This is a genomic window from Sphingobacterium bovistauri (assembly GCF_020295405.1).
GTDB classification, from domain to species: Bacteria; Bacteroidota; Bacteroidia; order Sphingobacteriales; family Sphingobacteriaceae; genus Sphingobacterium; species Sphingobacterium bovistauri.
On record NZ_JADEYP010000024.1, the window covers coordinates 1 to 25,730 of the forward strand.

General features: G+C 34.9%; 23 protein-coding genes. 6 read left to right on the plus strand and 17 right to left on the minus strand.

Annotated elements, in window-relative coordinates; genetic code table 11:
- Positions 1-153: 153 nt before the first annotated feature.
- From IPZ78_RS12275 to IPZ78_RS12305, 7 genes are all read right to left on the minus strand, one after another.
- The gene (locus tag IPZ78_RS12275; RefSeq protein ID WP_225554135.1) at positions 154-1,887 is read right to left on the minus strand and encodes a hypothetical protein; all 1,734 of its coding nucleotides are present in this window, start codon (positions 1,885-1,887) and stop codon (positions 154-156) included.
- A 31-nt stretch (positions 1,888-1,918) separates the two neighbouring features.
- On the minus strand, positions 1,919-2,092 hold the full coding sequence (locus tag IPZ78_RS12280) for a hypothetical protein (protein WP_225554137.1): 174 nt from the start codon (positions 2,090-2,092) through the stop codon (positions 1,919-1,921).
- A gap of 475 nt (positions 2,093-2,567) precedes the next feature.
- Positions 2,568-3,098 carry a CopD family protein gene (locus IPZ78_RS12285; protein WP_225554139.1) on the minus strand — a complete coding sequence of 177 codons (531 nt, stop codon included), beginning with the start codon at positions 3,096-3,098 and terminating at the stop codon, positions 2,568-2,570.
- 105 nt (positions 3,099-3,203) lie between these two features.
- Positions 3,204-4,241 carry a uroporphyrinogen decarboxylase gene (hemE, locus tag IPZ78_RS12290; RefSeq protein ID WP_225554141.1) on the minus strand — a complete coding sequence of 346 codons (1,038 nt, stop codon included), beginning with the start codon at positions 4,239-4,241 and terminating at the stop codon, positions 3,204-3,206.
- Positions 4,242-4,245: 4 nt separating this feature from the next.
- A complete protein-coding gene (locus IPZ78_RS12295; RefSeq protein ID WP_225554144.1) occupies positions 4,246-4,764 on the minus strand; it encodes a tetratricopeptide repeat protein in 519 nt (172 codons plus the stop codon).
- Positions 4,765-4,770: 6 nt separating this feature from the next.
- Positions 4,771-5,481: a response regulator transcription factor gene (locus IPZ78_RS12300; protein ID WP_225554146.1), complete on the minus strand. Its 711-nt coding sequence runs from the start codon at positions 5,479-5,481 to the stop codon at positions 4,771-4,773.
- Entirely contained in the window at positions 5,471-6,346 is an 876-nt protein-coding gene (locus IPZ78_RS12305; RefSeq protein WP_225554148.1) for a sensor histidine kinase, read from the minus strand. The genes IPZ78_RS12300 and IPZ78_RS12305 overlap by 11 nt, the downstream gene beginning before the upstream one ends.
- Positions 6,347-6,466: 120 nt before the next feature.
- On the opposite strand from IPZ78_RS12305, the gene IPZ78_RS12310 reads away from it, so the two are divergent.
- The 3 genes from IPZ78_RS12310 (at position 6,467) to IPZ78_RS12320 (ending at position 9,383) form a co-directional block, all read left to right on the plus strand.
- Positions 6,467-7,168 carry a YjjG family noncanonical pyrimidine nucleotidase gene (locus IPZ78_RS12310; protein WP_225554150.1) on the plus strand — a complete coding sequence of 234 codons (702 nt, stop codon included), beginning with the start codon at positions 6,467-6,469 and terminating at the stop codon, positions 7,166-7,168.
- Between the two features lie 486 nt (positions 7,169-7,654).
- Entirely contained in the window at positions 7,655-7,819 is a 165-nt protein-coding gene (locus IPZ78_RS12315; RefSeq protein ID WP_225554152.1) for a hypothetical protein, read from the plus strand.
- A gap of 13 nt (positions 7,820-7,832) precedes the next feature.
- Complete coding sequence (locus IPZ78_RS12320) at positions 7,833-9,383, plus strand: fimbrillin family protein (protein ID WP_225554154.1); 1,551 nt, start codon at positions 7,833-7,835, stop codon at positions 9,381-9,383.
- A gap of 56 nt (positions 9,384-9,439) precedes the next feature.
- On the opposite strand, the gene IPZ78_RS12325 is transcribed toward IPZ78_RS12320, so the two are convergent.
- The 4 genes from IPZ78_RS12325 to IPZ78_RS12340 all read right to left on the minus strand — a co-directional run bounded on the left by IPZ78_RS12325 (position 9,440) and on the right by IPZ78_RS12340 (position 14,290).
- Positions 9,440-10,495: an SGNH/GDSL hydrolase family protein gene (locus IPZ78_RS12325; protein WP_225554155.1), complete on the minus strand. Its 1,056-nt coding sequence runs from the start codon at positions 10,493-10,495 to the stop codon at positions 9,440-9,442.
- 53 nt (positions 10,496-10,548) lie between these two features.
- Positions 10,549-11,367 (minus strand): 3-keto-disaccharide hydrolase, encoded by an 819-nt coding sequence (locus IPZ78_RS12330; RefSeq protein ID WP_225554158.1) that lies wholly within the window; start codon positions 11,365-11,367, stop codon positions 10,549-10,551.
- Positions 11,368-11,438: 71 nt separating this feature from the next.
- Entirely contained in the window at positions 11,439-13,919 is a 2,481-nt protein-coding gene (locus tag IPZ78_RS12335) for a TonB-dependent receptor domain-containing protein (RefSeq protein WP_225554159.1), read from the minus strand.
- A gap of 89 nt (positions 13,920-14,008) precedes the next feature.
- Positions 14,009-14,290: an ATP-dependent Clp protease adaptor ClpS gene (locus tag IPZ78_RS12340; RefSeq protein ID WP_225554161.1), complete on the minus strand. Its 282-nt coding sequence runs from the start codon at positions 14,288-14,290 to the stop codon at positions 14,009-14,011.
- 83 nt (positions 14,291-14,373) lie between these two features.
- Between IPZ78_RS12340 and IPZ78_RS12345 the strand changes: the two genes are divergently transcribed.
- Positions 14,374-15,420: a 3-oxoacyl-ACP synthase III family protein gene (locus tag IPZ78_RS12345; RefSeq protein ID WP_225554163.1), complete on the plus strand. Its 1,047-nt coding sequence runs from the start codon at positions 14,374-14,376 to the stop codon at positions 15,418-15,420.
- 40 nt (positions 15,421-15,460) lie between these two features.
- Here IPZ78_RS12345 and IPZ78_RS12350 read toward each other — a convergent pair whose 3' ends face one another.
- The 6 genes from IPZ78_RS12350 to thrA form a co-directional block, all read right to left on the minus strand.
- Positions 15,461-16,729: a MutS-related protein gene (locus IPZ78_RS12350; protein ID WP_225554164.1), complete on the minus strand. Its 1,269-nt coding sequence runs from the start codon at positions 16,727-16,729 to the stop codon at positions 15,461-15,463.
- 76 nt (positions 16,730-16,805) lie between these two features.
- Entirely contained in the window at positions 16,806-18,002 is a 1,197-nt protein-coding gene (locus IPZ78_RS12355; RefSeq protein WP_225554166.1) for an MFS transporter, read from the minus strand.
- 44 nt (positions 18,003-18,046) lie between these two features.
- Positions 18,047-19,231 carry a class I SAM-dependent rRNA methyltransferase gene (locus IPZ78_RS12360; RefSeq protein ID WP_225554169.1) on the minus strand — a complete coding sequence of 395 codons (1,185 nt, stop codon included), beginning with the start codon at positions 19,229-19,231 and terminating at the stop codon, positions 18,047-18,049.
- An 86-nt stretch (positions 19,232-19,317) separates the two neighbouring features.
- Positions 19,318-20,625 carry a threonine synthase gene (thrC, locus tag IPZ78_RS12365; protein ID WP_225554171.1) on the minus strand — a complete coding sequence of 436 codons (1,308 nt, stop codon included), beginning with the start codon at positions 20,623-20,625 and terminating at the stop codon, positions 19,318-19,320.
- A gap of 5 nt (positions 20,626-20,630) precedes the next feature.
- Positions 20,631-21,671 carry a homoserine kinase gene (locus IPZ78_RS12370; protein WP_394371244.1) on the minus strand — a complete coding sequence of 347 codons (1,041 nt, stop codon included), beginning with the start codon at positions 21,669-21,671 and terminating at the stop codon, positions 20,631-20,633.
- Positions 21,655-24,105, minus strand: a complete 2,451-nt coding sequence (thrA, locus tag IPZ78_RS12375) for a bifunctional aspartate kinase/homoserine dehydrogenase I (protein WP_225554173.1) — start codon at positions 24,103-24,105, stop codon at positions 21,655-21,657. The genes IPZ78_RS12370 and thrA overlap by 17 nt, the downstream gene beginning before the upstream one ends.
- A 450-nt stretch (positions 24,106-24,555) precedes the next feature.
- On the opposite strand from thrA, the gene IPZ78_RS12380 reads away from it, so the two are divergent.
- Entirely contained in the window at positions 24,556-25,119 is a 564-nt protein-coding gene (locus IPZ78_RS12380) for a C40 family peptidase (RefSeq protein ID WP_225554175.1), read from the plus strand.
- A gap of 41 nt (positions 25,120-25,160) precedes the next feature.
- Positions 25,161-25,730, plus strand: a complete 570-nt coding sequence (locus IPZ78_RS12385) for a phosphoribosyltransferase family protein (protein ID WP_317197580.1) — start codon at positions 25,161-25,163, stop codon at positions 25,728-25,730.

Genomic DNA, 25,730 nt, shown 5'->3' on the forward strand with positions numbered 1-25,730 from the left:
ATTGTACTTTCATATCGTTTTTTGGGTGCACCTCAATTTACAAAAAATTGAGGACAAAAAACATAAGCCCCGCCATTATTTTTTAATGACGGGGCTCTTTAATTAACAGACCTTTTTAGACAGCCTCTTTTATTTTGCATAATTGAAATAGCATTAAATACCAGTATAATCTCTTACGCAACGTAATGCAATCTTTCTATTTAAGGCTCTATCAGTTTCTTTAAGATAATTTTGTTCACCATCAATTTGAACCATATCATAAACTCCCCCTGTTGCATCTCCATTAACTACATGCAATAATGCCGAATCATTTAGACCTAAAACCCAAGAACTATACGCTCTATTATAATCTGTTGTAAAAATAGCCGTTTTAAAAAACGTAACCCACTGTCCGTCATCACCTTTAAATGATGTGTATGATTGTTGAGGAACATTAACATATGGTTTCGTCGGCCAAGTTACAGGAGAGCTATTATCCCATCCATCAGCTTGTTTTCTATCAGTAGCAGGGGTAGAACTTCCTCCAAGCAATAAATATTCAGCACTAGTAGGTAATCTCCAGCCGCCAGGTACTTGACGACAAGGATCTAGTGATGTACTCCAAGTAGCCCCCCTATGTGAAACGTCATTTGATATTGTAGCATCCCAAGGAGTCAACGAATTATACATCCAATAATCATTTTCTGCATTTACGACAACGCCATTGGGAGTTTTATTAATTCTATAAGTTTTAGTAGTTGGATTATAAGAAAGGTTACCTCTCGCCCAAATAATATTCCCCTTACGGATACCATCTGTATTTAACAAATTCAATCTTGGCGAATACGACGTTCCTGGTTGAGGAATAACAGCTGTTTTCGCTTTGATAACAAAATCCCTATTTGAAATAACCGGATAATCAAAATCTCGATAGGTATATATATCCTTCAACTGAACAGAATTAACACGTAACGTTATATCAGTAAACGCATTAACAAAATCTGCAGTATACAAATATGCAACACGAGATGAATCACCATCTGAACTTACAGCCGGAACAAATCCCAATGAACTTACTGTACTACTTGCAACATTACTAATTTGATTCGACACTAGGTTTAGTGACCCACTTTTAAAGTATGATTGACTAGTAGCAGCTAATTGTACATTAAATTGCGAATTTGGCATTATAGCCGGAAAATCATTTGCTCTCACTGTAATTGCTAACCTAGCAAGCCTATGTTTGAATAAAATATTTACTTTTACATCAGGGACATTCGTTGAATTATCAACTGGAACTAAAATATTAGCAGTAGATGCTGCGTATAATAAGTCTTTATCGACAGGGGTTTGTATTGATAAACTACTTGCGTTTATAACATCAGTTATTGGTTGATTGTTGTTATATGAATAGGCAACCCACTTATAATTTTTCCCTTTGAATATTGGAAATGAGGCATTAGTATAAGTCGTACCACGTGTTAAATCTTTATGAGCTTTATAAACAAAATTCCCTCCCTGCTCTTCAAGTAAGACAAACCTGTATATAATAGTACTACCTAACAGAGTAGCCCCAACTTTATTCATACGGTTGCTATTCAGTTGATTCTTTATAGTTGAAGTACCAAAACTCTCTTTATCGAATGATGTCGAATAATATATTTCACCCTCTTTAATAGTATTTACAACTTCATCATTATGAGATTCTCTACTATTTAAAATAGTATTAGAAGCAGAAATATCCAATTGCTCTTCTATTCCGTCAATATTTATTGTAAAATTCACATTCTCAGTCAAGGAGTTAACTGGATCTACACTCTTTTCTTTACCACAGCCCCAAAATAAGAAGACAACAGAAAGAAGATATAGACTTAATGTATTGCTAATTTTATATTCTATATTTTTCATACTCAAAATTTAATTCTAATAACGTGAATCCTTAATTTATTATTACAAAATCGTTATCATCAAATCCACTTCCATCAGTCCAATTTTCAACTTCTACTGTATTTGATGAGGGATCAATACCTAATCTTGCATTTGACGTACTTGAAATGGAATCTTCCATGTAGATAATAAAAACCTTACAGAATGGACGTTCATATTTTTTCATATTAAGTATTTTTGCTTTGTTAAAAATTAGTGTGTAGGCTAAAACAATAGGTTAAAATTAACTACTCGGCGAAAGTACACATTAATAATTAAGAAACAGGATGTAATACAGGTGTAATAAATTAACTGTAAAGGAAGGGCTACAATTTAAAACACAGCAGCATACAAAGCATATAAACTGTAGATAAATAGCTATACAAAATAAAGAAAAAAGATATTTTCACAGAAACTAACCATGTACCAACATGGAAATGGCTAATTAATTTTCTCAAAAAAATAAAGTAACCAAATAAATCTCATAGCAATAAGTAAGACGGAACATTTACCTAAGAGATCAACACTATAGACTTGAAGAATGTTTGGAGATTAAATATTTGTGTTTTGCTATATAAAATATTGCACACATTCAAAATATAACGAATAAGGCCACTATTTATAAATAGTAGCCTTATTCGTTATATAATCCAAATCACTTTTTATTTCCGATATTTCTTATATACTTTAATAAGCATCATCAGAATTATAGCAAGTCCTACAAGTCCTACAACTCCAAATATCCAATTCAAGGTAGATTTTAGTATAACTAAAAAAACGATTGCAAATAATATAAGAGTTGATATCTCATTCCACAAACGCAGTTGACCAGATGTCCAACTTGACTTTTGATCACGTAATTGATACATGATATGTTGGGTTTTGAAATGATAGATCACCAACGCTACAACAAAGCCTAATTTAATTTGCATCCATCCTTGTCCCAATAGAGCCGAATTGTAATATAACATCAAAAGAGCAGAACCAATAGTAATGTACATCGCTGGAGTAGTAATAATCCACCATAATCGATTCTCCATTACGGTAAACTGATTATGCAAAACACCATATACTTTATCGCCCTTATCCTTTGCTTCTGTATGATAGATAAATAAGCGTGGCATATAGAATAAGCCTGCCATCCAACATACGACGAAAATTACATGTATTGCTTTAGCGTATAAGTAAATCATAAATCTTAGTTAATATTCAAAAATAAGAATTCTATACAAAAACCTATTCAAAATAATAAGGAGCAAAGTTACCTTTGCTCCTTTTATAGTAATTTCTACAAAGAATTAATATCTAAATTCTTTGATAGTATCGATCGCAAACTTCACATGATCAAACTTCATATCTGGCGAAATACCATGCCCTAGATTACAAATAAAACCTTTCTCGCCACGCATTCTTTCAAATAATTCATGAATCTTTGCCTTGATCACTGGTTTATTTGCATACATTATAAATGGATCCAAATTTCCTTGAACTGCCATACCTTCTGGTAAAGACTTTTTCATATTCAATAAATCTGCATTCCAATCCACAGACAAGACATCAGGATTAGTTTCAACCATTAATGGTGCAAATACCGAAGCTCCTTTAGCAAAGGAAATTACTGGAACAGTACGTTTTAGATTCGCAATGATATATTTATTGTACTTATGTGAAAAATCTCTATAATCATTCCAAGATAATGCAGACGCCCAGCTATCGAATAGTTGTACTGCATTCACTCCTGCATCGATTTGCATATTCAAATATGCAATCGTCAAATCAGCTATCTTTTGAAGAATATGATGTGCCAATTCTGGCTCATTGTTCAACATCAATTTTGTTAATTTAAAATCTCTTGTCGAACCTCCCTCTACTAAATAACTTAAAATTGTAAATGGTGCTCCAGCAAAACCAATTAATGGAATCGAGCCATTCAGACGTTGCTGAATTACTTTGATTGCATCCGCAACATATTGCAATTTGTCAATACTCTCAGCACCTGCTAACTTTTTTGCATCAGCTAAAGATCGTACAGGATTTGAAAAACGAGGACCTACCCCTTGTTCAAAAGAAAGATCACCTCCCATCGCTTCCGCAGTAACTAAGATATCGGAAAACAATATAGCAGCATCAATCCCCAACAAGTCAACAGGCAACATTGTCACATCAGCCGCAATTTCTGGTGTTTTACACATTTCTAAGAATGTGTATTTATTTTTAATCTCCCAATACTCTGGCATAAAACGTCCTGCTTGACGCATAAACCATACTGGAGGTCTTTCAGTTTGCTGCGATAATGCAGCTTTAATAAACAAATCGTTTTGTAAAATCGTACTCACTATGCTAATTTTTATGTTTTTCAGTTTCGCTTTTAATTTTTTGAACAATATCCTTTTGTCTTTCTGTCAATTTCAACTTTTCCACAACACCAAGATAAACTTCTGTTCTATCGTACTCTTTTTTTCGAAGATTGATATTAGCCAAATTGATTAATACCATAGCCTTTTCATTATCCTTACGCCACGGTAAGCGCGAAGCCAATTGAAAATGATATTCTGCCTCTTCAATATTGTTATCTTTTAGCGCAATATTCCCAATCATGAACTCATAGAAATTCCTTCTCCCCTTACGTAAATGATCTGGATTTTTTATTTCACTCAATAGACGTTTGGTTTTTTCGTAATCCTGCTTGTGAAAAGCTTGTGTAGCCAAAAATACAGTACCATCACGGTATTGACTCCACACCATGTATCCTATCAAACCTAGAATATACACGCACGTGTAATAATACCCTGATACAACACAATAAGCTAAAGCAATTACAGCAAAAACTAAAATGACAAGACGAAATCTAGTATTCATTCTATATTATCCTTCACTATTGTCAGTAAACTTGTATCCTACCCCACGAATGGAATGAAAATAAATAGGATGCTTCTGATCTGGTTCGAAATATTTACGGAAGGTCAATATAAAATTATCAATCGTACGTGTCGAAGGATACACATCATAATTCCATACCGTTTCTAATATTTGCTCTCGAGACACGGCTTCATTACGACGTTCAATCAACAATTTTAATAACATTGTTTCTTTTTTGGTCAATGACGTGATTGCTCCATCGGCCTGATGCAATTCAAATGAGTTAAAATAAATTGTTTTATCACCAATCGTATAAGAATTCAACTCTTTTAAATCTTCTGGCTTAAGCCCACGACGAATCAGGTTTCCTACACGAAGAATCAACTCTTCTAAATTAAAAGGTTTAACCAAATAATCATCAGCACCTTTTTTAAGTCCCGTAATACGATCTTCGCTGCTATTCTTAGCAGTTAAAAACATAATAGGCACCTCTGTATTTTGCAAACGAATTGTTTCAGCCACTTGGAAACCATCGATTTCTGGAATCATGACATCCAGAATAATCAAATTAAAACGCTCTTCTTTAAATACTTTAAGCGCCTTCTTACCATCTGTAGCAGTAGTTACACGGTAACCCTCTAATTCTAAATTAAGTTTAATAGCTTCCAACAAATGTTCTTCGTCTTCGACTAGCAGTATTCTTTGTTTAGCTTGCATAATTTTCAAATATAACTTCAAAAACACTACCTGAAGGCTGATTATCCTTTACTTTAATGGTAGCATTATGTCTTTGTAAAACGGTTTTTACTATATATAACCCCAAACCAGTTCCTTTGGTTTTACGAGTTGATTCATTTCCAACACGGTAGAACTTATTAAAAATAAGTTTTTTTTCATTATCAGCAATACCTTGCCCATGATCGGCAACTGTAAACACCAAATCCTTTTCTCTTTTGAACATTCTAACATCTACTGTAGCACATGGTGGAGAGTATTTAATAGCGTTCTCTACTAAATTGTTAACTACGTTTGTAATTGCAAATCTATCTGCATGCAGGGTAATATTGGGCTCAATATCGACCTTAATCATCTCTGTCTTGCATGCATTTTTTTGTAATCGATCTGTCACATCTTCAATAAGTGTTGAAAAATCAAAATCTTCCTTAGGTAGGTTAAAACTTCTATTCTCTAATTTAGTAGCCAAAAGTACATTCTCGACCAAGTAGTCCAGTCGTTCAATATCTTTCAACGAATTGGACAAAAAAGCTTTTTGCTGCTCACGATCCAAATCTCTTTTGAGGATAGTCTGCAAATACAATTTAACCGAAGCAAGAGGAGATTTTAATTCATGAGTGACAGACAAAAGAAAATTATTTTGCTGCTGCGAATTATTACGTTCTTTTTCCAAATGGTTTTTAAGGCGTATGATACCTAAAATGAAAATGAAAATAAAAATCATTCCCTCTCCAATAATCATCCCCTTACGATCAGGAACATATTTAATAAACATATACCCCCAAGCAAACAACTGGCAAATTGCGTAAAATGCTAATACATAAAACCAAATTAAAGCTCTCTTCATGTCTTATATTTCAACAAAAATACTTAAAAGCCATAGCAATAGAAAATGCGGCATATTTTATGACAATAAGAGGAAAAATCAAATTCATCCGCATAAGACCTCAATTTTATATCTTTGCATATGTTTCATCACAAAAAAGATATTTTCTTCGATTTAGATCATACGATTTGGGATTTTGATCTCAACGCGAGGCAGACTTTGCACGAGTTATATTACATCTATAAGTTTGACCGACTCTTTAACAGACCTAATTCTGACGAATTTATTGAAACCTACACTATGAATAATCACCGTGTTTGGGATTTATATCATCACGGCAAAATCGACAAGCCAACATTACGCAAGCTACGATTTTCTGACACTTTTACTCAATTAGGTGTTGACCCCGAATTATTTCCGATAGATTTTGAGGAAGATTATCTAAAAATTTGCCCCACCAAAACGAATTTATTCCCTAATGCTATTGAAACATTAGCTTATCTACAAAGCAAGTACAATCTTCACTTGATATCCAATGGATTCAAAGAGGCTTGCGAAAAAAAGCTATACCACAGTGATCTCGAGAAGTATTTCAAAACAATCGTTATTTCTGAAGTTTTTGGTGTTAACAAACCAGATCCAAGGATTTTTGATTATGCCATAACTAATGGTCAGACCCAAAAGGATAAATCAATTATGATTGGTGACAATTTGGATGCTGACGTAAGAGGAGCATTAAATGCAGGGCTAGATGCTATATTTTTTAATGTAATTAGCGCTGAGAAACCAAATGATGTACCGCATATGATTGTTGATTTAAAAGACCTCCAAGAACTCTTTTAGAATTAAAAGAGAGCATTCACTCAGATATCTAAAATATAAACATCATCTACAAAAAAACAGATTAGCATTTAATGCAACATTTTGATGTTTGAAACAAAATCCCACAGCCCCTTACACCTAGAAATTTCGCAAATAAAATCTCCACATATTTAAATATAAAATTTATTTAATCGCACAAAAATTCAGATTAAACCTTCATTAACCTGCACTCTCCCAATCTTTTCTATTAAACTAAAAGTTAACACTTTAAAATCAAACAATATAAAGCCCTAATAATACTTTTTATTCAGCAAAGCTTTATACCTCTTTTTATTAACATAAAATAATATTCCAAAAAGTTAATTAAATATACTTTATGTAAACTATATACTACAATAAGAAAATTACTTAGCTACATTTTTTTAAAACAACTATTAGATTTCTCGAATCTCACAAAAGTTATCAGCAAATTTGCACAACGTTTTAACACTAACTAAAACATAACTAATGAAAAAGAAATATTACACGCCAATGTGTCATGTTACTATTGTTGAAATTGAAGATAGCTATTGCAATGCCTCATCAACGATTAGTCCAAGCTCCAATGATACAGATATTGTTTCTGAATATGAGACAGGACCAGATGACAATAGATCTTTTACTTGGCAATAAATAATAAGAAATAATGAAAAAAAACACTTTTTTATATACTTTTCTACTGCTATTTCCTATAATAATCATTCAATCTTGTTCAAATAAAACAGATAATATAGATATTGAAACAGCCGTCCCCGAAGGATATGGATTAATAAAGGTTGACTTGCCTGAGATTGTATTTCAGGAAGAGAACATGGGAGGAGATAAAAACGCAAGTACTAAATCTACCGCTCCTACTACTAACATTACTGTTAGTGATGGTTTTGTATGCGATGTCAAATTGGAACCTATCGGTACCGCCCGTGGGCTTGATTTAAGCGCCAAAAGTTTTGATAAAAAAGCCGCAACTATTACCGAACAAGTAAAGAAAGACGTAAGATATAGGTTGTATATATTTGACAAAACAACAGGTAATATTGTTGATTCAGCTAAATATATACGAGGAAAAGAATCTACAGTAGCTCCTTTAAAAATTGTTGGGGGTAAAGAGTATACGATAATCGCCTACTCTATAAATTCAACAACAACTGACCCAGCTTATTTAGCAAACAAACAAAACATAAATTCAGCTGAAATTATAAATAAAGATGTTGATTTTATGTTTTACAAACAAAATATTACAATTCCTAACCGAAGCACTAACACCTTAAAAATAAAGTTTAGACACACTTTCAGTCAGATTACAACAACTGTTAAATTGGACAATGCTACAGCTGCTTATTCATACATAAGAAATATCAGTTCAGCAAGTTTTGTAAAACCAAGCTTTACTACAACCAAGTTTAGAGTCAGCGATCAAACTATAACAGGTCTAGAAGAAAACCCTCTAGGAGCACCTGTTATTTTCCCATTTATTCCTTTGACCAACACCTCATACAAAACCATAACAACTACATCACCAACTATTGTAAATTCACCTGCAACAGGTAGTAATGGAAAAATGATCTTTGAAGCCATGACAATAGGTGGAGTAACTAGAGGAAATATAATTGTAGATAATTTAAAACTTACACCAGGAGTAAAGTATAATCTTATTCTCACTTTCAATGTCCCAGAAACAGTAGAACTTGGTGATAACCCCTATTTTAAATATTATGACAACTCTAATACTAATGGAAGCACTTATTTTGACCATGAAGTAAAACTTATCAATCCAACATACGGAGCTCAATTGGACATATTTTACTTAGATAATTCGTTTCAATTATTTGTTAACGATAAACCTGTTTTCTCAAGAGAAATAAACTTCGAAGATTACTTAGGCTCTGATGTAATATTTTCTGATGGTACATGGTATGGATCTCCAAACTCTGGAACATCCGTGATTTATGCGATTAACAAGGATACACCAAGACAAGAAGTCCCTATAATAAGACTCGTAATTGATGAAAAAGGTCAAATCGTATTATTAGGTAGAAAAAGCCTTAATGAGACGCTGCGCATTTTAACATTTAGAAATGGTGTAACATATACTCCTGTTCAATTCAACCCTAATGCTGAGAACAAAATTAAGTTCAGATCTCACAACTGGAATATTACAGACGTATGGGGTCGACTATACGGAATTCGATTGAAATAAAAATACACCTGAATATCTAACAGAGGCATTAGTAGAAATATTAATGCCTCATTTTTTTATAGGATTCTCTTTAAAATCTTATGATAAGCTTCTGCTATTTTAAGCATTCCAATGTCATTTGGATGGGCATAATCAACAGTAGAATTTATATCTAAATTATAATCCATTGCCGATACAAAATACAACTTTTTTACACCTGATTTTTTCAACCTTTTCACGGTAGCATGGACAACTTTTGATGATTTTCCATATTCAGCCATTGTATGTATATTCTGAAACCCTCTAGTATATGCAGAACTATGCTCTGCTAATACAATAGGTGTAGTTGGATGTTTAGAACGCAACAATTGGACAGCGTGTGTAATAAGCGAATCCAATTGTCCTTCCGAACGACTATTGGTGATAGCCAAATTGGGAATACAATCCAAAATATAAACCGCAGCATCTTCTTTATTAATTAAATCCAAAATAGGCTGTTCTAATCGACCATTCCCTGAAAAAGCAAGATTAACAACCTCATTATCGAACTCTCTTCCTAATATATTTGTCCAACCAACACCAGGTCGAGATGCACATGCACCCTGTGCTATTGATGTACCATATACGATAATAGGTTTATTGTCCTTTCGGATAAACTTAAAATTTTCATTTACATTTACACCTATTTCTAGCCATTCTACAGTGTTATAAAGTGGTAGATACAGCCTGTAAGTATGATTGATATTTTTACCTATATTATTAAAATTATAAGTAACCGTATCCTTAAATTGATATTGACCAAAAGCCCAATCCCAGCTTTTAGTTGTTTTATTGAACGAATACAGATCCACGCCACTCACCCCTGTACTAGGCATATGCGGCATGTTTAACGAACCTTTCACCTTATAACGGACCTGGATAGAGTCTGAACTCGTTTCGAACTCTATATAAAGTCCTGCTGAATTTGTCCCCAGAGACCAAACTGGATCTCTTACTACATTCTTGGATTCAAGAGGTAGCCTACCAAAATTTTTTGCTTCATCTAAGATGGCCAATCGTCCTTGTATAGCTTCCTGACCCAATGGATTGAAATATTTTTTACTTTGAGCTATAGCTACAGATAAACTCAACAAACAAAAGAGAGCGCATAATACGCTCTCTTTAATAAAACTATTTTTTAAAATCATTATTTTAATACTTTCACTTTCATATCGCGGTACCACACATCATCACCATGATCTTGAAAACCAATTAATCCAGATTTTGTTACCCCTCCAACATTATTCAACAACTCAAATGCCATTGGCCATTTTTCTTTACTGAATTTACTAGCCTGCAACAACTCGGTCCATTCCTTTGTACGCACAGTATATTCAACCACTTTGACACCGTTTTGGAAATGTTGAATGGTATTACCCTTCACTACAATTTTCGAAGTATTCCACTCGCCTGCTGGCTTTGCATTTTGTGGTTTAGCGGGTATCATATCATATAGTGAAGCAGATTTGCGATTACCATCTACCCCCATCTTAGCATCTGGATGTTTTTCGTTATCTAAGATTTGAAATTCAGGGCTTGAGATATAAATTGGTTGCCCCTTAATCTCTTTAGCAAGAAAGAACACACCTGAATTACCTGCTTCAGATATTTTCCAGTCAAAAGTCAATTCAAAATTCTTAAAATCATACACAAATACGATATCCCCTCCTTCAGGCTTATCAACATTAGGATTTTTTGAAAATTTTAATGTTCCATTATCAATATTCCATTTATTCGGTACATATTCTTTGTTATAACCTCTCCATCCATTTAATGACGAACCATCAAACAATATGTATGCACCTGAGTTATCCTTTTTAAGTGACTTTATATCTACTCTAGATAATTTTAATTCCTCGATTCCTGACTGTTCTTTCACGACCTCAAATGATTTTTTACCTTGAGCGCATGCCGTGGTAAACAAAAGTGATGCGACTAAAGATGATTGTAAAAAGTACTTTATCATAGCTTATAAATTGTATATCTTAAAAGTATAAAAAATATTGCTCACTACATACGATATTTTAATTTGTTTGATTAATAACCGCCATCACCACCATCATCCATAGATCCTTCATCATTACGCTTTGACTTTGAAAAATCCTGAAGGCCAAATCTATAAGAGAATGTCAAATTAAAAGTACGACGTGACCAACGGTGGTAGAAATCCGAATAACGTGTTGGAAGATATGTTTCGCCGCCAAATCTGCGTTTATCAAATACATCACGCACATTAAATAACAATGAACCCTTTCCTTTTAAAATATCTTGTCGCAATGCGAAATCAACACCGTGCATAGATTTCATTTTACCCTGAAGTGTCTTCATCGGTGCACGATAATCACCTTTAATTTGCATAGAAGTTGTAGTAGAAAACTTAACATTTGTTGTCAAATTAACATCCCAAGCTATATTTTCGACTTTGTTGATGTTATAACTTTCTACTGGATTAACACGTTGATAATACAAATTAGCATTTGCTGTAGCATCCCACCATTTGAAAATATTTACTTTAGAAATCAATTCTAAACCTGCATTATTACGAGAGCCTACGTTTTCCCAACGCATGAAAGTCGCATTTTCTTTGCCATCTAAATACATAGCAGCTATCGGATCACTTTCATCATATTGGAGCGGCTGAGTCATATCGTTAACACGACGGAAATAAGCCGTAGTGATGAAATTCCATTTGCTGTAAAACTTAGCAAAACTCAATTCCATAGCATGAATATCTTCGGGCATAAGATTTGGATTCCCTTGTCTAATATTCAATGGATCTGATAAACTCACAAATGGATTCACTTGCCACCCACGAGGACGTTGTACACGACGCGAATAGGACAACTGTACTTTATCCCCTTCCTTATTCACTTCGTAGGTTAGAAATGCACTTGGATAAACGCGGAAATAATCCAAATTACCCTTATCAATGTAATTCCCTGTTGCAATCACAACTGGATCTACACTTTTATTTTCGGTATTTAAATAGGCGTCTTCTGCACGTAAGCCTAGTTGTAGACCGACCCTTTCGCCCAACATACGTTGGTAATTCGCATACAATGCATGTACCCCACTTTTCATTTCAAACTCATTCGAAACGGTATAGTCTGGAATCCAAGCCGTATTATTTAATGTATCAGAAAACTGAAAATCATTTGAGTTACGTAATGTAGTACGATACCCCGTCTCAAATTTATGATTCTCTCCTAATGGTAAAACATAATCTAACTGAAAATTCCAGTTTTTACCATTTTCTCCTGTTCTATTAGAACGATTACTTACAAAACTAGGATTAGTTTGTACATAATCATTTGTTCCATCTTCCTTATCGTTTCCAAATGTCACATTCGCCGTAATTTCCTCCCCTTCACGTTTCAATACTCTTTTGAAATCGAACATCATATCATAGCCTAAATCATCTTCATGCTGTCTCGATGTACGTGGAGTAACCACTGCTGCGGACTGACCACGATACGATTTATAAAAAAGATCTTCGCCCCGATCATTACCACGCACGCTTACATTACCACCTAAGCTCAATGTGGTTTTATCATTAGCATAATAATCTACTCCTAAACGCAACGAGTTATTCAGTCCTTTACGGAATGATTCATTTGTTGTTTCCGTAATTAAGCTATTAGGCTCTTGCACTCCATTAATAAGGCCAATGGTCGTGGTTTTGCCTTCCCCTAAGTTTCGACCGTATCTGAAATTGTAGCTTCCGAAATAATTGAATTTATTGTCACGATAATTTAAAGCAACTCCAGCATTATAATTGTCATAATTACCTACCGAGGCATTTACATTTCCATTCAAACCTGTACGGATATTCTTTTTCAAAATGATATTTATAATACCAGATTGCCCCTCAGCATCATATTTAGCAGATGGATTGGTAATAATTTCGACTTTCGAAACAGCGTCCGCAGGTAACGATTGCAATAGTTTATTCACATCCGAACCTGCCATAGCAGATTCTTTACCATCAATCAATATCTTTACACTCGATGAACCACGCAAACTAACGGCACCATCAGCATCCACTTGCAAAGTAGGGACATTACCCAATAAATCTTGCGCCGTACCACCTACAGAGACGAGACTTTGGGATACATCAAAAACTTTTTTATCGATGCCTAATTGTAAATCTGCGACACGACCTTGCACAACAACTTCATCTAGCTGTTTTCCTGCCTCTTTCAATTCTATTTTCCCTAAGTCTAACGTTCTATTTTCAGAGATCTGTATAATGGCTTGCTCATGATTAAGCATACCAACATAACTTATGAGTAAACTATACGTACCTGCAGGAACAGACTCTATTAGGGCTATACCTTTATTATCAGTTTGACGGCCTTTGATTGGAGCTTTTGAAGTTGTGGTTAAGATTGAAACCGATGCTCCTAAGATTGGTTGTTTATTCTGGTGTTGAACTACTTGAACTTTTAAATTTCCCTGTTGAGCAACTGCGTAAAACGGTAGTAACAGCAATAATAGATAGATTCTTTTCAAATACATGATTGTCTCTTGAATGTGTGTACCTACAAAATTGTAGATTATTCAGTCAACATCAACTATCGTAACTGCAATATTACCAAGTAGTAGAATTATTCTACTGAAACAGTAAGTCCCTCAGCTTTTAAAATTTTACGATAGATTTCCATTTCGGTAAAGGACCCTTCCAAGATAGCACACTTACCATCATTATGTACTGTCCAAGCGATTCTCTCTGCTTCACCTTCCGTATATTGCAAATGGTGTATCAAACAATAAATCACGTGATCAAATGTATTTGTATCATCATTCCAAAGAATAAGACGATGGCTTTCTTTGACAGAAGCCAAAATTTCCTCTAGGGTATAGGTTTCTTGTGTGGTCTCAACACTCATACTGCAAAAGTAGCTTATTTTTCAAAAAAAACTGTATTTTTAACTCGCTTTTGCAATAACTAATTATAAAAAATAAACATATTATGTTTCAGTCAAAAATTGCTGGTATAGGCTATTACGTTCCGAAAAATATATATACGAATAATGATTTAAAACGTTTCATGGATACGAGCGATGAATGGATTCAAGAACGGACAGGTATCAAAGAGCGTAGATATGCTGATCGAATTGGCGAAAGCACCACCACTATGGCTGTAGAAGCATCAAAACTAGCCATTGAACGCGCTGCTGTGACTCCTCAAGATATTGATTTTATCATATTCGCGACATTATCACCAGATTACTATTTCCCCGGTTGCGCCGTATTATTACAACGGGAAATGGGTATGGGAGAAATCGGCGCTTTAGACATTCGCAATCAATGTTCGGGATTTGTGTATGCCTTATCCATAGCTGACCAATTCGTAAAAACAGGGATGTACAAAAATATATTGGTCGTAGGTTCAGAAAAACAGTCTTTTGCTTTAGATTTTTCTACCCGCGGACGTGCCGTCTCTGTAATTTTTGGTGATGGCGCTGGTGCTGTAGTCGTACAACCAACGACAGAGCCCAATAAAGGGATATTGAGTACCCATCTACATTCAGATGGTGCTGATGCTGAAAAACTGGCCATGTATTATCCTGGTGCTTCAAGTGGAATTTGGCTAGACGAACAGCCCGAATGGCCTGATAAAGAGTTAGGAGGTATGTTTATGACGTCCAAAATGTTAGAAGATGGCACAGCATTCCCTGTCATGGATGGACAAGCCGTATTCAAAAAAGCGGTAGCCAAGTTTCCAGAAGTAATTGTTGAAGCCCTGACAAAAAACAATCTTACACCCTCGGATATTGATTTATTAATTCCACATCAAGCGAATTTGAGGATATCCCAATTCGTACAAAAGACCCTTGGACTTTCTGACGACAAAGTATTTAACAATATACAAAAGTATGGAAACACCACTGCTGCCTCTGTACCTATCGCACTTTGTGAAGCTTGGGAACAAGGCAGAATAAAAGATGGAGATATTGTGTGTTTAGCTGCCTTCGGAGCAGGATTCACCTGGGGATCAGCTTTGATAAGGTGGTAAAAACCCATTTCTTAATCTATTTTAAACTTACAAAAATAGATTAAGAACGCTTTAATAATTCCTTTAAACCTTCCTTTTCAAATAACAATTCCCCAATTTTCAAATTTGTCCACCCCTCTTTGAGCTGATAGGTGAATTGTGGATAATTAGCTTCAACTTTACAATCCAAATGATATGCAGAAAGGGATTCTGTATTTTCAATCTGATTTCTCAATTCATAAATATGAGTAGATATTATAAAATTAGAATTTGAAAACTGCCTCAATCCATCTACTGTAAGAGCACTTATTGCGAGCGCATCATCGTGATTTGTACCCTTATACAATTCATCAAAAATTGCAAAACATCGTTTACCCGATCTCACTTCTTCTAAAACTCGCTTCATATTCACAATCTCCTGCATAAAATGACTTAATCCATTTTTGATATCATCACTGTGATTGATATGAATTGAAATAGAATCGTAATAAGGAATATTAGCGGATACTGCAGGAACAGCCAATCCTAAATGTGCAAAATAAACAATTAAACCAACAGTTTTTAAAAAGGTAGACTTACCAGACATATTAGCTCCAGTAAGTAAATTCACAGTTGAATATGTTTGAAAATCATTTTTTATTGGATTAGCCAATAAGGGATGATACATTTGATGAATAGTAAACCCCTCCTTCACAAATTCTGGAAAAACAAACTTATTCTTTCTGATAGTTGTTGCAATTGAAATAAGTGCTTCTAGTCTATTGAACAAAGCATAAAACTTTGCTGTATCACCATTTTTTCTTTTCTCAATTACAGTTCTATGCAAATCCTGGACTGCTGAATAGTTTAAATTTCCTCTATCCGTTTGCTTTTTATACTTCTTGAGTTGAAATGAACTGATGTAATTCAAAATGAAATGTAAATCCGTCTGATATAATTCAGGATACTTTTTGATTTCAAGATGAGATCGCAATATCTTGTCTATTTCAAAAAAGAAGTAAGACAATTGAATATAATTACCTATTAAGCTACTGTTGACTTTTCCTTGGAATATGTATGTCAAATAATCAACAGTTTTGAAATTTTTAGAATCAAAGATATTTAAGAAATAAAAAACTTCAGTGTAATCTGTTTTATAATAGGTAAAAGCATGAGTCAATTCTGAAGCTATAATGGTCTTTAAAATATTTTGACGCGTCACAATACTTTGGATGGATTCCAAAGGTATTGATAGTATAGTCTTCAACTCTGATTTTGCATCATGATTCAATGTCGTATTGAACATGTTTAAAAAATCATCTACGACATATAAATCATCGGTTTTAGTCATTATCCAAGTTTAATAATGACTAAATATAAATACCAATTGATTATCTCAATTCTCTTTTAACTGATTTTAACAGAGTTTACTCATTCACGTAATTAATACGTTGTAGATTAGGCAAAAATACAGCGATTATTCCTATCAGTGGCAGATACGAACATACTTGATAAATGTATTCAATAGAGGTTCTATCAGCCAGCCAGCCTAACAAAGCAGAACCAATCCCAGCCATTCCAAAAGCAAATCCATAAAACAATCCCGAAACCATACCTAATTTTTTTGGTAATAATTCTTGCGCATATACAATTATTGCTGGAAAAGCAGAGGATAAAATTATCCCAATTATAACAATAAACACAGCGGTCATCGTTAAATCAACATAAGGTAATGCTAAAGTAAATGGTGCTGCACCTAATACCGAAAACCAAATCACATATTTTCGTCCAAAACGGTCACCAAATATGCCGCCTAGCATGGTGCCTACAGCCACAGCAATCAAAAAGTAAAACAGATAAACTTGAGCTTGTACATCCGAGAGTCCAAATTTTTCCATACTGTAAAACTGTAGAAAATTTGTAATACTCGATACGTAGAAATATTTTGACAAAATAAGCAACAACAAGATCGTGACAGATAACGCTATTTTGTTTTTTGATAAATCAGGTACTTTTACAGCCTTCTTTTGAGATTTTGCTTGTATGATTAATCTCCCTTTATACCAGTTTCCAATATAATAAGCCACAAACTGGCCTATAATTGGAACGACGATCAACCACATCAAAGCCCATTGCCCTCGTGGCAAAACAACATATGCCACCGCTAGAGGTGCCAAAGCCATACCACAATTTCCACCAATCTGAAAAATAGACTGTGCCAAACTGCGTTGCCCAGATGATGCCATATAAGCAATTCGGGATGACTCGGGGTGAAATATAGAGGATGCGACGCCAACTAGAAATACCGAAAATAATAAATAGGAAAAACTATCTGCATTTGCAAACATCAACATACCGACAATAAGAATACTCATAGATAATATCTGTGAGTAAGGATGTGAATGTTTGTCTGTATAAGCCCCAACTATGGGCTGAAATATAGATGCTGACATTTGATAGACAAATGTAATAAGGCCGATTTGCCCAAAGTCTAAGTTATGTACTTCCTTGAGTAAGGGATACACAGCAGGTAATACACCTTGTATTAAATCATTGAGTAAATGAGCAAAACTTACGGCTACTAAAATCGAATAAACAGGTCTCGATGTAGTTGAATTTAGCATAAATCACATAGTAAAATGGCTTCCTTTACAGAAAGCCAATATCGTTATAAAACGCGAACCAATAAACCCTTTAAGTATTCTCCCTCGGGGAATGAAGCCCTAACAGGATGATCCTCGGGCTGCGCAAATTGACGAATAAACTGTATTTCTTTACCCGCATCAAGTGCTGCCCACGCTATTACTTGTTTGAACGTCTCAATATCCATTGCACCAGAACAAGAGAATGTAGCTAACAAGCCTCCAGATTCTAACAACATCAATCCTCTTCTATTCAAATCTTTATAAGCACGTGATGCTTTTTCTAAAGCTGAGCGAGAAGGTGCATATTTTGGAGGATCTAGCACAATGACATCAAATTTCTCTCCCTTTTCACCTAAAGTACGCAAGTATTTATTTACGTCAGCTTGAACTGCAGTATACTTAGACACGTCTAAACCGTTGTGAATAATATTATTTTTCAATGTCTCAATCGCTAAAGCTGAACTATCCACCGCAACGACTTCGTCAGCACCTTCACGTAAAGCATTCAACGTGAAGCCACCCGAATAGCAAAAGCAATCCAACATTCGTTTACCTTTTACATATTGCGCTGTTAAATATCGGTTATCCCGTTGATCACAATAAAAACCAGACTTTTGCCCATCAATGATGTTTACTTTGTAATGAATGCCATTTTCTATCATATCGACAAACTCTGGAGGTGTTTCGCCCCACAATAAACCATTGGTATCAGGCAATCCTTCATGTTCGCGTGATTTCAAATCACTACGTTCATAGATTCCTTTTGGAGAAAGTAGTTTCACCAATTCATCTACGATAATTGACTTCACACGCTCTACACCTGCTGCATGTACTTGGATAGAAATAAAATCAGCGTACTTATCTGCAATCAAACCTGGCAAAAAATCTGCTTCCGCAAAAATTAAACGAACAGAATCATTCGTCGAAGACAATAAATGTGTTCTATTTTTCACTGCTTTCTGCACTCGCGTTCTCCACCAATTTTCGTTGATTTCATGTGCAGGATTCCATTCCAACAAGCGAACAGCCACGCGTGATGTATTATTGTACACGCCGTACGCTATAAATTCGTCATCTATATTGTAAACAGAGACTACATCTCCATTTTCGATTTTACCTTCTTTTTTGTAGATCGCTCCCGAAAACACCCAAGGGTGTAGTTGCCAAGCCGCTTTATCTTTGCCTTTATTAAGGATTATTTTATTCATCAATGCAAAAATACACAAAGCGATGATTATTATGTAGAGAAATCATAAAACTAAAAGAGGCAATCTTACGATTGCCTCTTTATAAATTATTTATTATTTAACAAATAAGCTTTAAAATCATCATAGCTTACAGCCAAAGGTTCGGCTAATTTTGGTTTACCTGCCAAATCTTCTGCACCAGCTGGATAGGTTACCTTTTCGAAAATATCCGCATCAATTCCTTCTGGGAATTTACACGGGTGCGCCGTTGATAAGAATATAGAAGCATATTCAACAGCATGTTCAGCTTTGTACGCTTTCGCTGCCAAATACGCAATTGCTGTATGCGGACAAGCGACATAATTGTATTTTTCAAACAATTCACGCATTGCTTCTTGAGTCTTTGTATCATCATACGTATAAGACGAAATGATACCATTTAATTTCTCCAATTCATTATCAAACAAATCTTGAATACGCACCCAATTACTTGGATTCCCCACATCCATAGCATTTGCTAATGTTTGAACCGAAGGTTTTGGATTATATAAACCTGAAGCTAAGAAACGTGGAACAGTATCATTCACGTTTGTACCTGCCACAAAATGTTTCACGGGCAACCCCATTTTATAAGCTAACAAACCAGCACCTATATTACCAAAGTTTCCACTAGGTACGGTAAACACAACTTCATTCACACCTTGTGATTTCAGTTGTGCGTATGCCCAGAAATAGTAGAAAGTTTGTGGAATCAGACGTGCGATATTAATAGAATTAGCTGAAGTCAGACGTAATTCTATATTTAGTTCATCATCATTGAACGCTTGTTTCACCAATGCTTGACAATCGTCAAAAGTTCCTTCAACTTCCAAAGCACGAATATTTTGACCATTTGTTGTCAATTGTTCTTCTTGCACTTTAGAAACTTTTCCTTTTGGATACAATATCGTCACTCGTGTACCTTCTACTCCTAAAAAACCCGAAGCGACAGCCCCCCCAGTATCACCTGAAGTAGCTACTAACACATCCAATAATTTATCGCCATCCTTAGAAAAATAGCCCATTACACGACTCATAAAACGTGCACCAAAATCTTTGAACGCATAAGATGGGCCATGAAACAACTCCAAAACGCCTGTTTCTGCATCCAAAAATTTCACCGGAGCATCAAAATTAATCGCATCTTCTACAATTTTTTTCAAATCTTCTTTTGGGATGTCATCACCGATAAGCGTAGAAGCAACAGTCAACGCAATCTCTTGTAAAGAATATTGCTGAATATTTTTGATAAATAAAGGATCAAGTGTTGGAATTACCTCGGGCATATATAAGCCTTTGTCTTGAGGCAAGGAATTGAATACCGCATCCTGAAACGATACACGTAAATCTTTATTATTTGTACTATATAATTTCATATAATTTAGTCTATAAATGGTAATACTTTGGGACCTTCCACGTTCACAGCGGAAACATATTTAAAGCTTTCGATGCCATTAGCCGAGAGATGATCTTGAATTTTTGAAGTAACGATTTCAGCCACTTCTTTACCTTTGGAAACCGCCACCACTGATGGCCCTGATCCTGAGATACCAAAACTCAACGCTCCATTGGACAACGCAATCTCTTTCATGGCATAAAATTCTGGAATCAAAATAGCACGAGAAGGCTCAATAATCACATCATGCATGCTTCTACTGATTAGCTCATAATCTTCTTGAAACAATCCTGCAACTAATCCTGCAATATTACCCCACTGTGTCACCGCATCGCTCAGAAACACTTTATCTTTTATCAATTGACGTGCATCACGTGTAGGGACATCCACCTGAGGAAAAACAATACCCGCATACAATTCTTTAGGTACAGGAATTTTTACAATATCCAAATCTGCACCACCTCGTACTAATGTAATTCCACCCATCAGAGCTGGAGCAACATTATCCGCATGACCATGTCCACACGCTAATCGTTCACCTTCTACACAGTATGGCATAAGCTCTTCTTTAGTCAATGGATTTCCAAGCAAAGCATTGATAGCAAATAAACCAGCCACAGTACTCGCAGAACTAGATCCTAAACCCGAACCGATTGGCATATGTTTAATTAATTCAATCTCAACACCAATATCTTGCAATATCCCTAAATCGTTCAACAACATTTTAACACAAGCACTAACCGTATTACGATCCGCATCCAATGGCAATCTTCCGCCATCACCAACAATGGAACGAATTCGTACTCCAGGTTCATTTACACGATACATTTTAACTTCGTCACCTGGCTCATCCACAGCAAAACCCAAGATGTCGAAACCACAAATCATATTAGCAACCGTAGCAGGCGCAAATACGCGAACCTTATTCAGGATAGTATTAAAATCTATTTTCTTTTCCTTTAGATTATTTTGATAAATAGGCATATGATCCTTTTTAGTTCTATTAAAATTATTTAGCTCCGACATTTACTAAATCTGCAAACACACCTCCTGCAGTCACCTCTGCTCCTGCACCAGGTCCCTTCACAACCAATGGACGCTCTTTGTAACGCTCTGTTGTAAATGAAATAATATTATCACTACCTGACAACGCATAGAAAGGATGTCTCTCATCAACCATTTGCATCGAGATCGCAACTTTTCCATCCTCTAACTTACCAATGTAACGAATAACCCTATTTTCTGCTGCTGCCCTTTCTTTCAAATCATTGAAATATTGGTCAGCTTTCAATAATTCTGTATAGAACTCATCTACTGAATCTGCTTTAAGACATGATTCTGGCAAGATAGCTCCCAAATCTACATCCGAGGGCTCAATTTTGTGTCCTGCATCACGAGCTAGGATAAGCATTTTACGCATAAAATCTACCCCACCTAAATCATCACGTGGATCTGGCTCTGTATAACCCAAAGCCTGTGCTTTCTTTACCACATCGTAGAAAGAAGCGTCAGCTACGAAATTGTTAAATATGTACGAAATTGTGCCTGATAGAATAGCTTCAATTTTTAATATTCTATCACCACTTAACATTAAGTCTTTCAATACACGAACGATTGGTAAACCTGCGCCTACATTCGTTTCGTAGAAAAAGTCAACACCATGCTTACGCGCTGTATCACGTAACAATTTATAATTAGCATACTCACCTGAATTTGCTATTTTATTACATGTTACAATAGAAATATTAGCCTTAAAAATGTCTTCGTAATAAGTAGCTGGTAATTTACTAGCTGTATTATCTATGAATACACAGTTTGGCAAATTCATACTTTTCATTTTCTCCACGAAACTTGACAAATCTGCTACTTGACCATTATCCTCCAGATTTTCACTCCATGTATTCAAATCAATACCTTCAGCATCAAATAGCATTTTACGTGAATTTGCCACACCCGCTACTTTGATCTCAATGTCATTTTTGTCTAATAAGAAATCATGTTGCTCTGCCAATTGCTTAAATAAAGTAGAACCAATATTACCCGTTCCTAAATTGAAAACGTATAGTGTCTTTTTTAATTCAGCAAAAAACGCATCATGTACTGTATTTAAAGCCTTTGCCAAATCTTCCTTAGATATAATAACAGAAATATTAAACTCAGAAGAGCCCTGTGCAATAGCGCGCACATTAATACCATTACGTCCCAAGGCTGCAAACAAACGTCCTGACATTCCAGGTGTGCGCTTCATATTTTCGCCTACGATAGCCAAAACAGAAAGATGTTGCTCAACCTCTGGCATGACTAATTTATTGGCATCCAATTCAAGTTCAAATTCTGAAGAAATCAATTTCAATGCACGCTCTGCATCACTTGGATTTACAGCAAAAGTGATACTATGCTCAGAAGAAGATTGCGTGATTAACACCACATTGATTTGTTCACGCGCCAATAACGTAAATAAGCGTCCCGAAAAACCAGATTTCCCAATCATACCAGACCCCGAAAGATTGATAATAGAGATGTCTGAGATAGATGAAATACCTTTAATAGGATACTGTGTACAATCTGTTTCAAACTGAATAATAGTGCCTGGAAAATCAGGCTCAAACGTATTTCGTATAGCAATTGGAATACGCTTTAAAAATGCAGGAATCATAGTTGGTGGATAAATCACTTTCGCACCGAAATACGATAACTCCATTGCTTCTGTGTAAGATAATACAGGCAATGAAAATGCTTTTTTCACTATTCGAGGATCAGCAGTCAACATTCCATTCACATCTGTCCAAATTTCAATTACTGTTGCATCTAAGATTGAACCAAATATAGCAGCTGTATAATCTGAACCGCCACGTCCAAGCGTTGTAACTCTTCCTGCATCATTCGAGCCTATAAATCCAGTCACAAACATTAATTTATCGGCATGAGAATGTTTCAAGGAATTAATCAATTGAGTCGTTAACTCTTCATTCAAATGCGCATTTCCAAAATTGGAATCTGTCTTTACATAATGTGAAGCATCTACAAAAATTGCTTCTGGATTATATTGTTCCATGATTTTTGACACCATGTAATTCGAGAAACGTTCTCCGAATGAAATAATTAGGTCTTTACTCTGTAAACTTAATTCCTTCAAAGCATAGACACCTTGCAAAATTTCTTCCAACTCATTAAGCATCAATTTCAATTTGGTGAAAACTGGATTTTGATACTTAATAGCTATTAATTGTTTTACTACTTCAAAGTGTTTCTCTTCTAATAATTTAATATCCTCTGAGAATGATTTGCGCTCTGCGGCATTTTTAGCCATCAATGTCAATAAATTAGTGACACCAGACATTGCAGATAAGACAACTAATGGTTTCTCTCCCTTTTCATAAGAAGACTTTACAATCTCTAATACAGATTTGATACTTTCTACTGTTCCTACAGATGTTCCGCCAAATTTTAGAACTTTCATTGGTTTGTATATGTTTAGTTTGTTTTAATACACTGTTAACAAAAGAAGCCTTCCTCTTTTCGGAGGAAGGCTTCTTAATATTTACACTCAATTGTACACACAAGTTACTTCCTCCGAGAATTTGCCCCCGTAGTAATAATAATAGTTGTGATAATTGAGTTGATAATTTTCATATTTTTTAATTCTGCGACTAAGATAAAATAATTTTGATATTAAATTCAAATTTATTTTAAAAAATTAGCAATAAACCATTGTTACAATAGACACACATAAGCAACCGTTTGCGTAATAAACTACTTTTCAGACAGTTAAGGCTTTGAATATGTTAAAAAACTGTTAAAACATCTTAAATTTATTTGGATTGTAGCTATGTTTCTATTATCTTCGTAATATCTACTCCTTGGAAAAGAGTAGAAGGAAGGAAAGTTGTAAATAAAAAAAAGCGATTTAATGAACACAAAAAAACTAATAGCGTCAATGCTATTGATAGGCTTTTGTCTAGTGTCGCAAGCACAAACTACCAAAAAGAACGAGCAAGATAATCTTGCTAAAGAGTATTTTTCGCAAATCATGGGTGTGGCTGTAAACGCTACAACTAATACTAAACTTTATCAGTTTGTATACGATTGGTTGGGCACACCTTACCGTTTAGGTGGTGATTCTAAACGCGGAATTGATTGTTCTAAATTCTCACTTGCAGTTTACGAGAATGTATTTAATACAACGATAGGATTCAACAGTAGAAATCAATATGCTAATGTTACCCCTGTCAGCAAAAATGATTTAGAAGCCGGAGATTTGGTTTTTTTCAAAATCAGAAGCAAAAGCATCACTCACGTAGGAATATATCTTGGAGATGACAAATTTGCTCATGCTTCATCAAGTAAGGGAGTCATGGTAAGCAACCTAAATGAAGCATACTGGAAACGTTACTATTATAATGGTGGACGTCCTAAAGCAGAAGACTCGCAAACAATGACAGCCGATGCTGGAAATTATAACGAGAAAAGGTAATTAAGAATAATTTAATATATTAGAAAGTCCGAATGATAAACATGCATTCGGACTTTTTATTTATTTTTGTCGTAACAGAGCAGAGATTTGAATTTATGTCAGCAAAAAGAACACTCATATTAAATAAAGAACAAATACTTCAAAAGTCGAAGCGTATAGCTTATCAAATCTTAGAAGATAATTTTGATGAAAGTCACATTGTCTTAGTAGGTATAGCAGACAGAGGGTATGTATTCGCACAACGTTTACAAAAATTACTTCAAGAATTTGCAAAAGATAAAGAAGTTGAACTAATTAAAGTTTCGATAAATAAAGGCAAGAGATCATTGGAGGCAACTACTGATTTACCTGTAGAAACAGCCAAGAATAAGGCCGTTATAGTTGTTGATGATGTATTGAACAGCGGAAGAACTTTAGCATATGCCTTGGGCGCCTTTATCAATGTTCCATTGAAGAAAATGCGAACAGCTGTATTGATAGATCGTAGTCATCACCAATTCCCCGTATACAGTGACTTCTATGGTCAAAAGCTTTCTACTATTTTGAAAGAAAATGTGGAAGTATATTTGGAAGAAATTGACGAACAAGAAGATGCTGCTTGGTTAGCATAA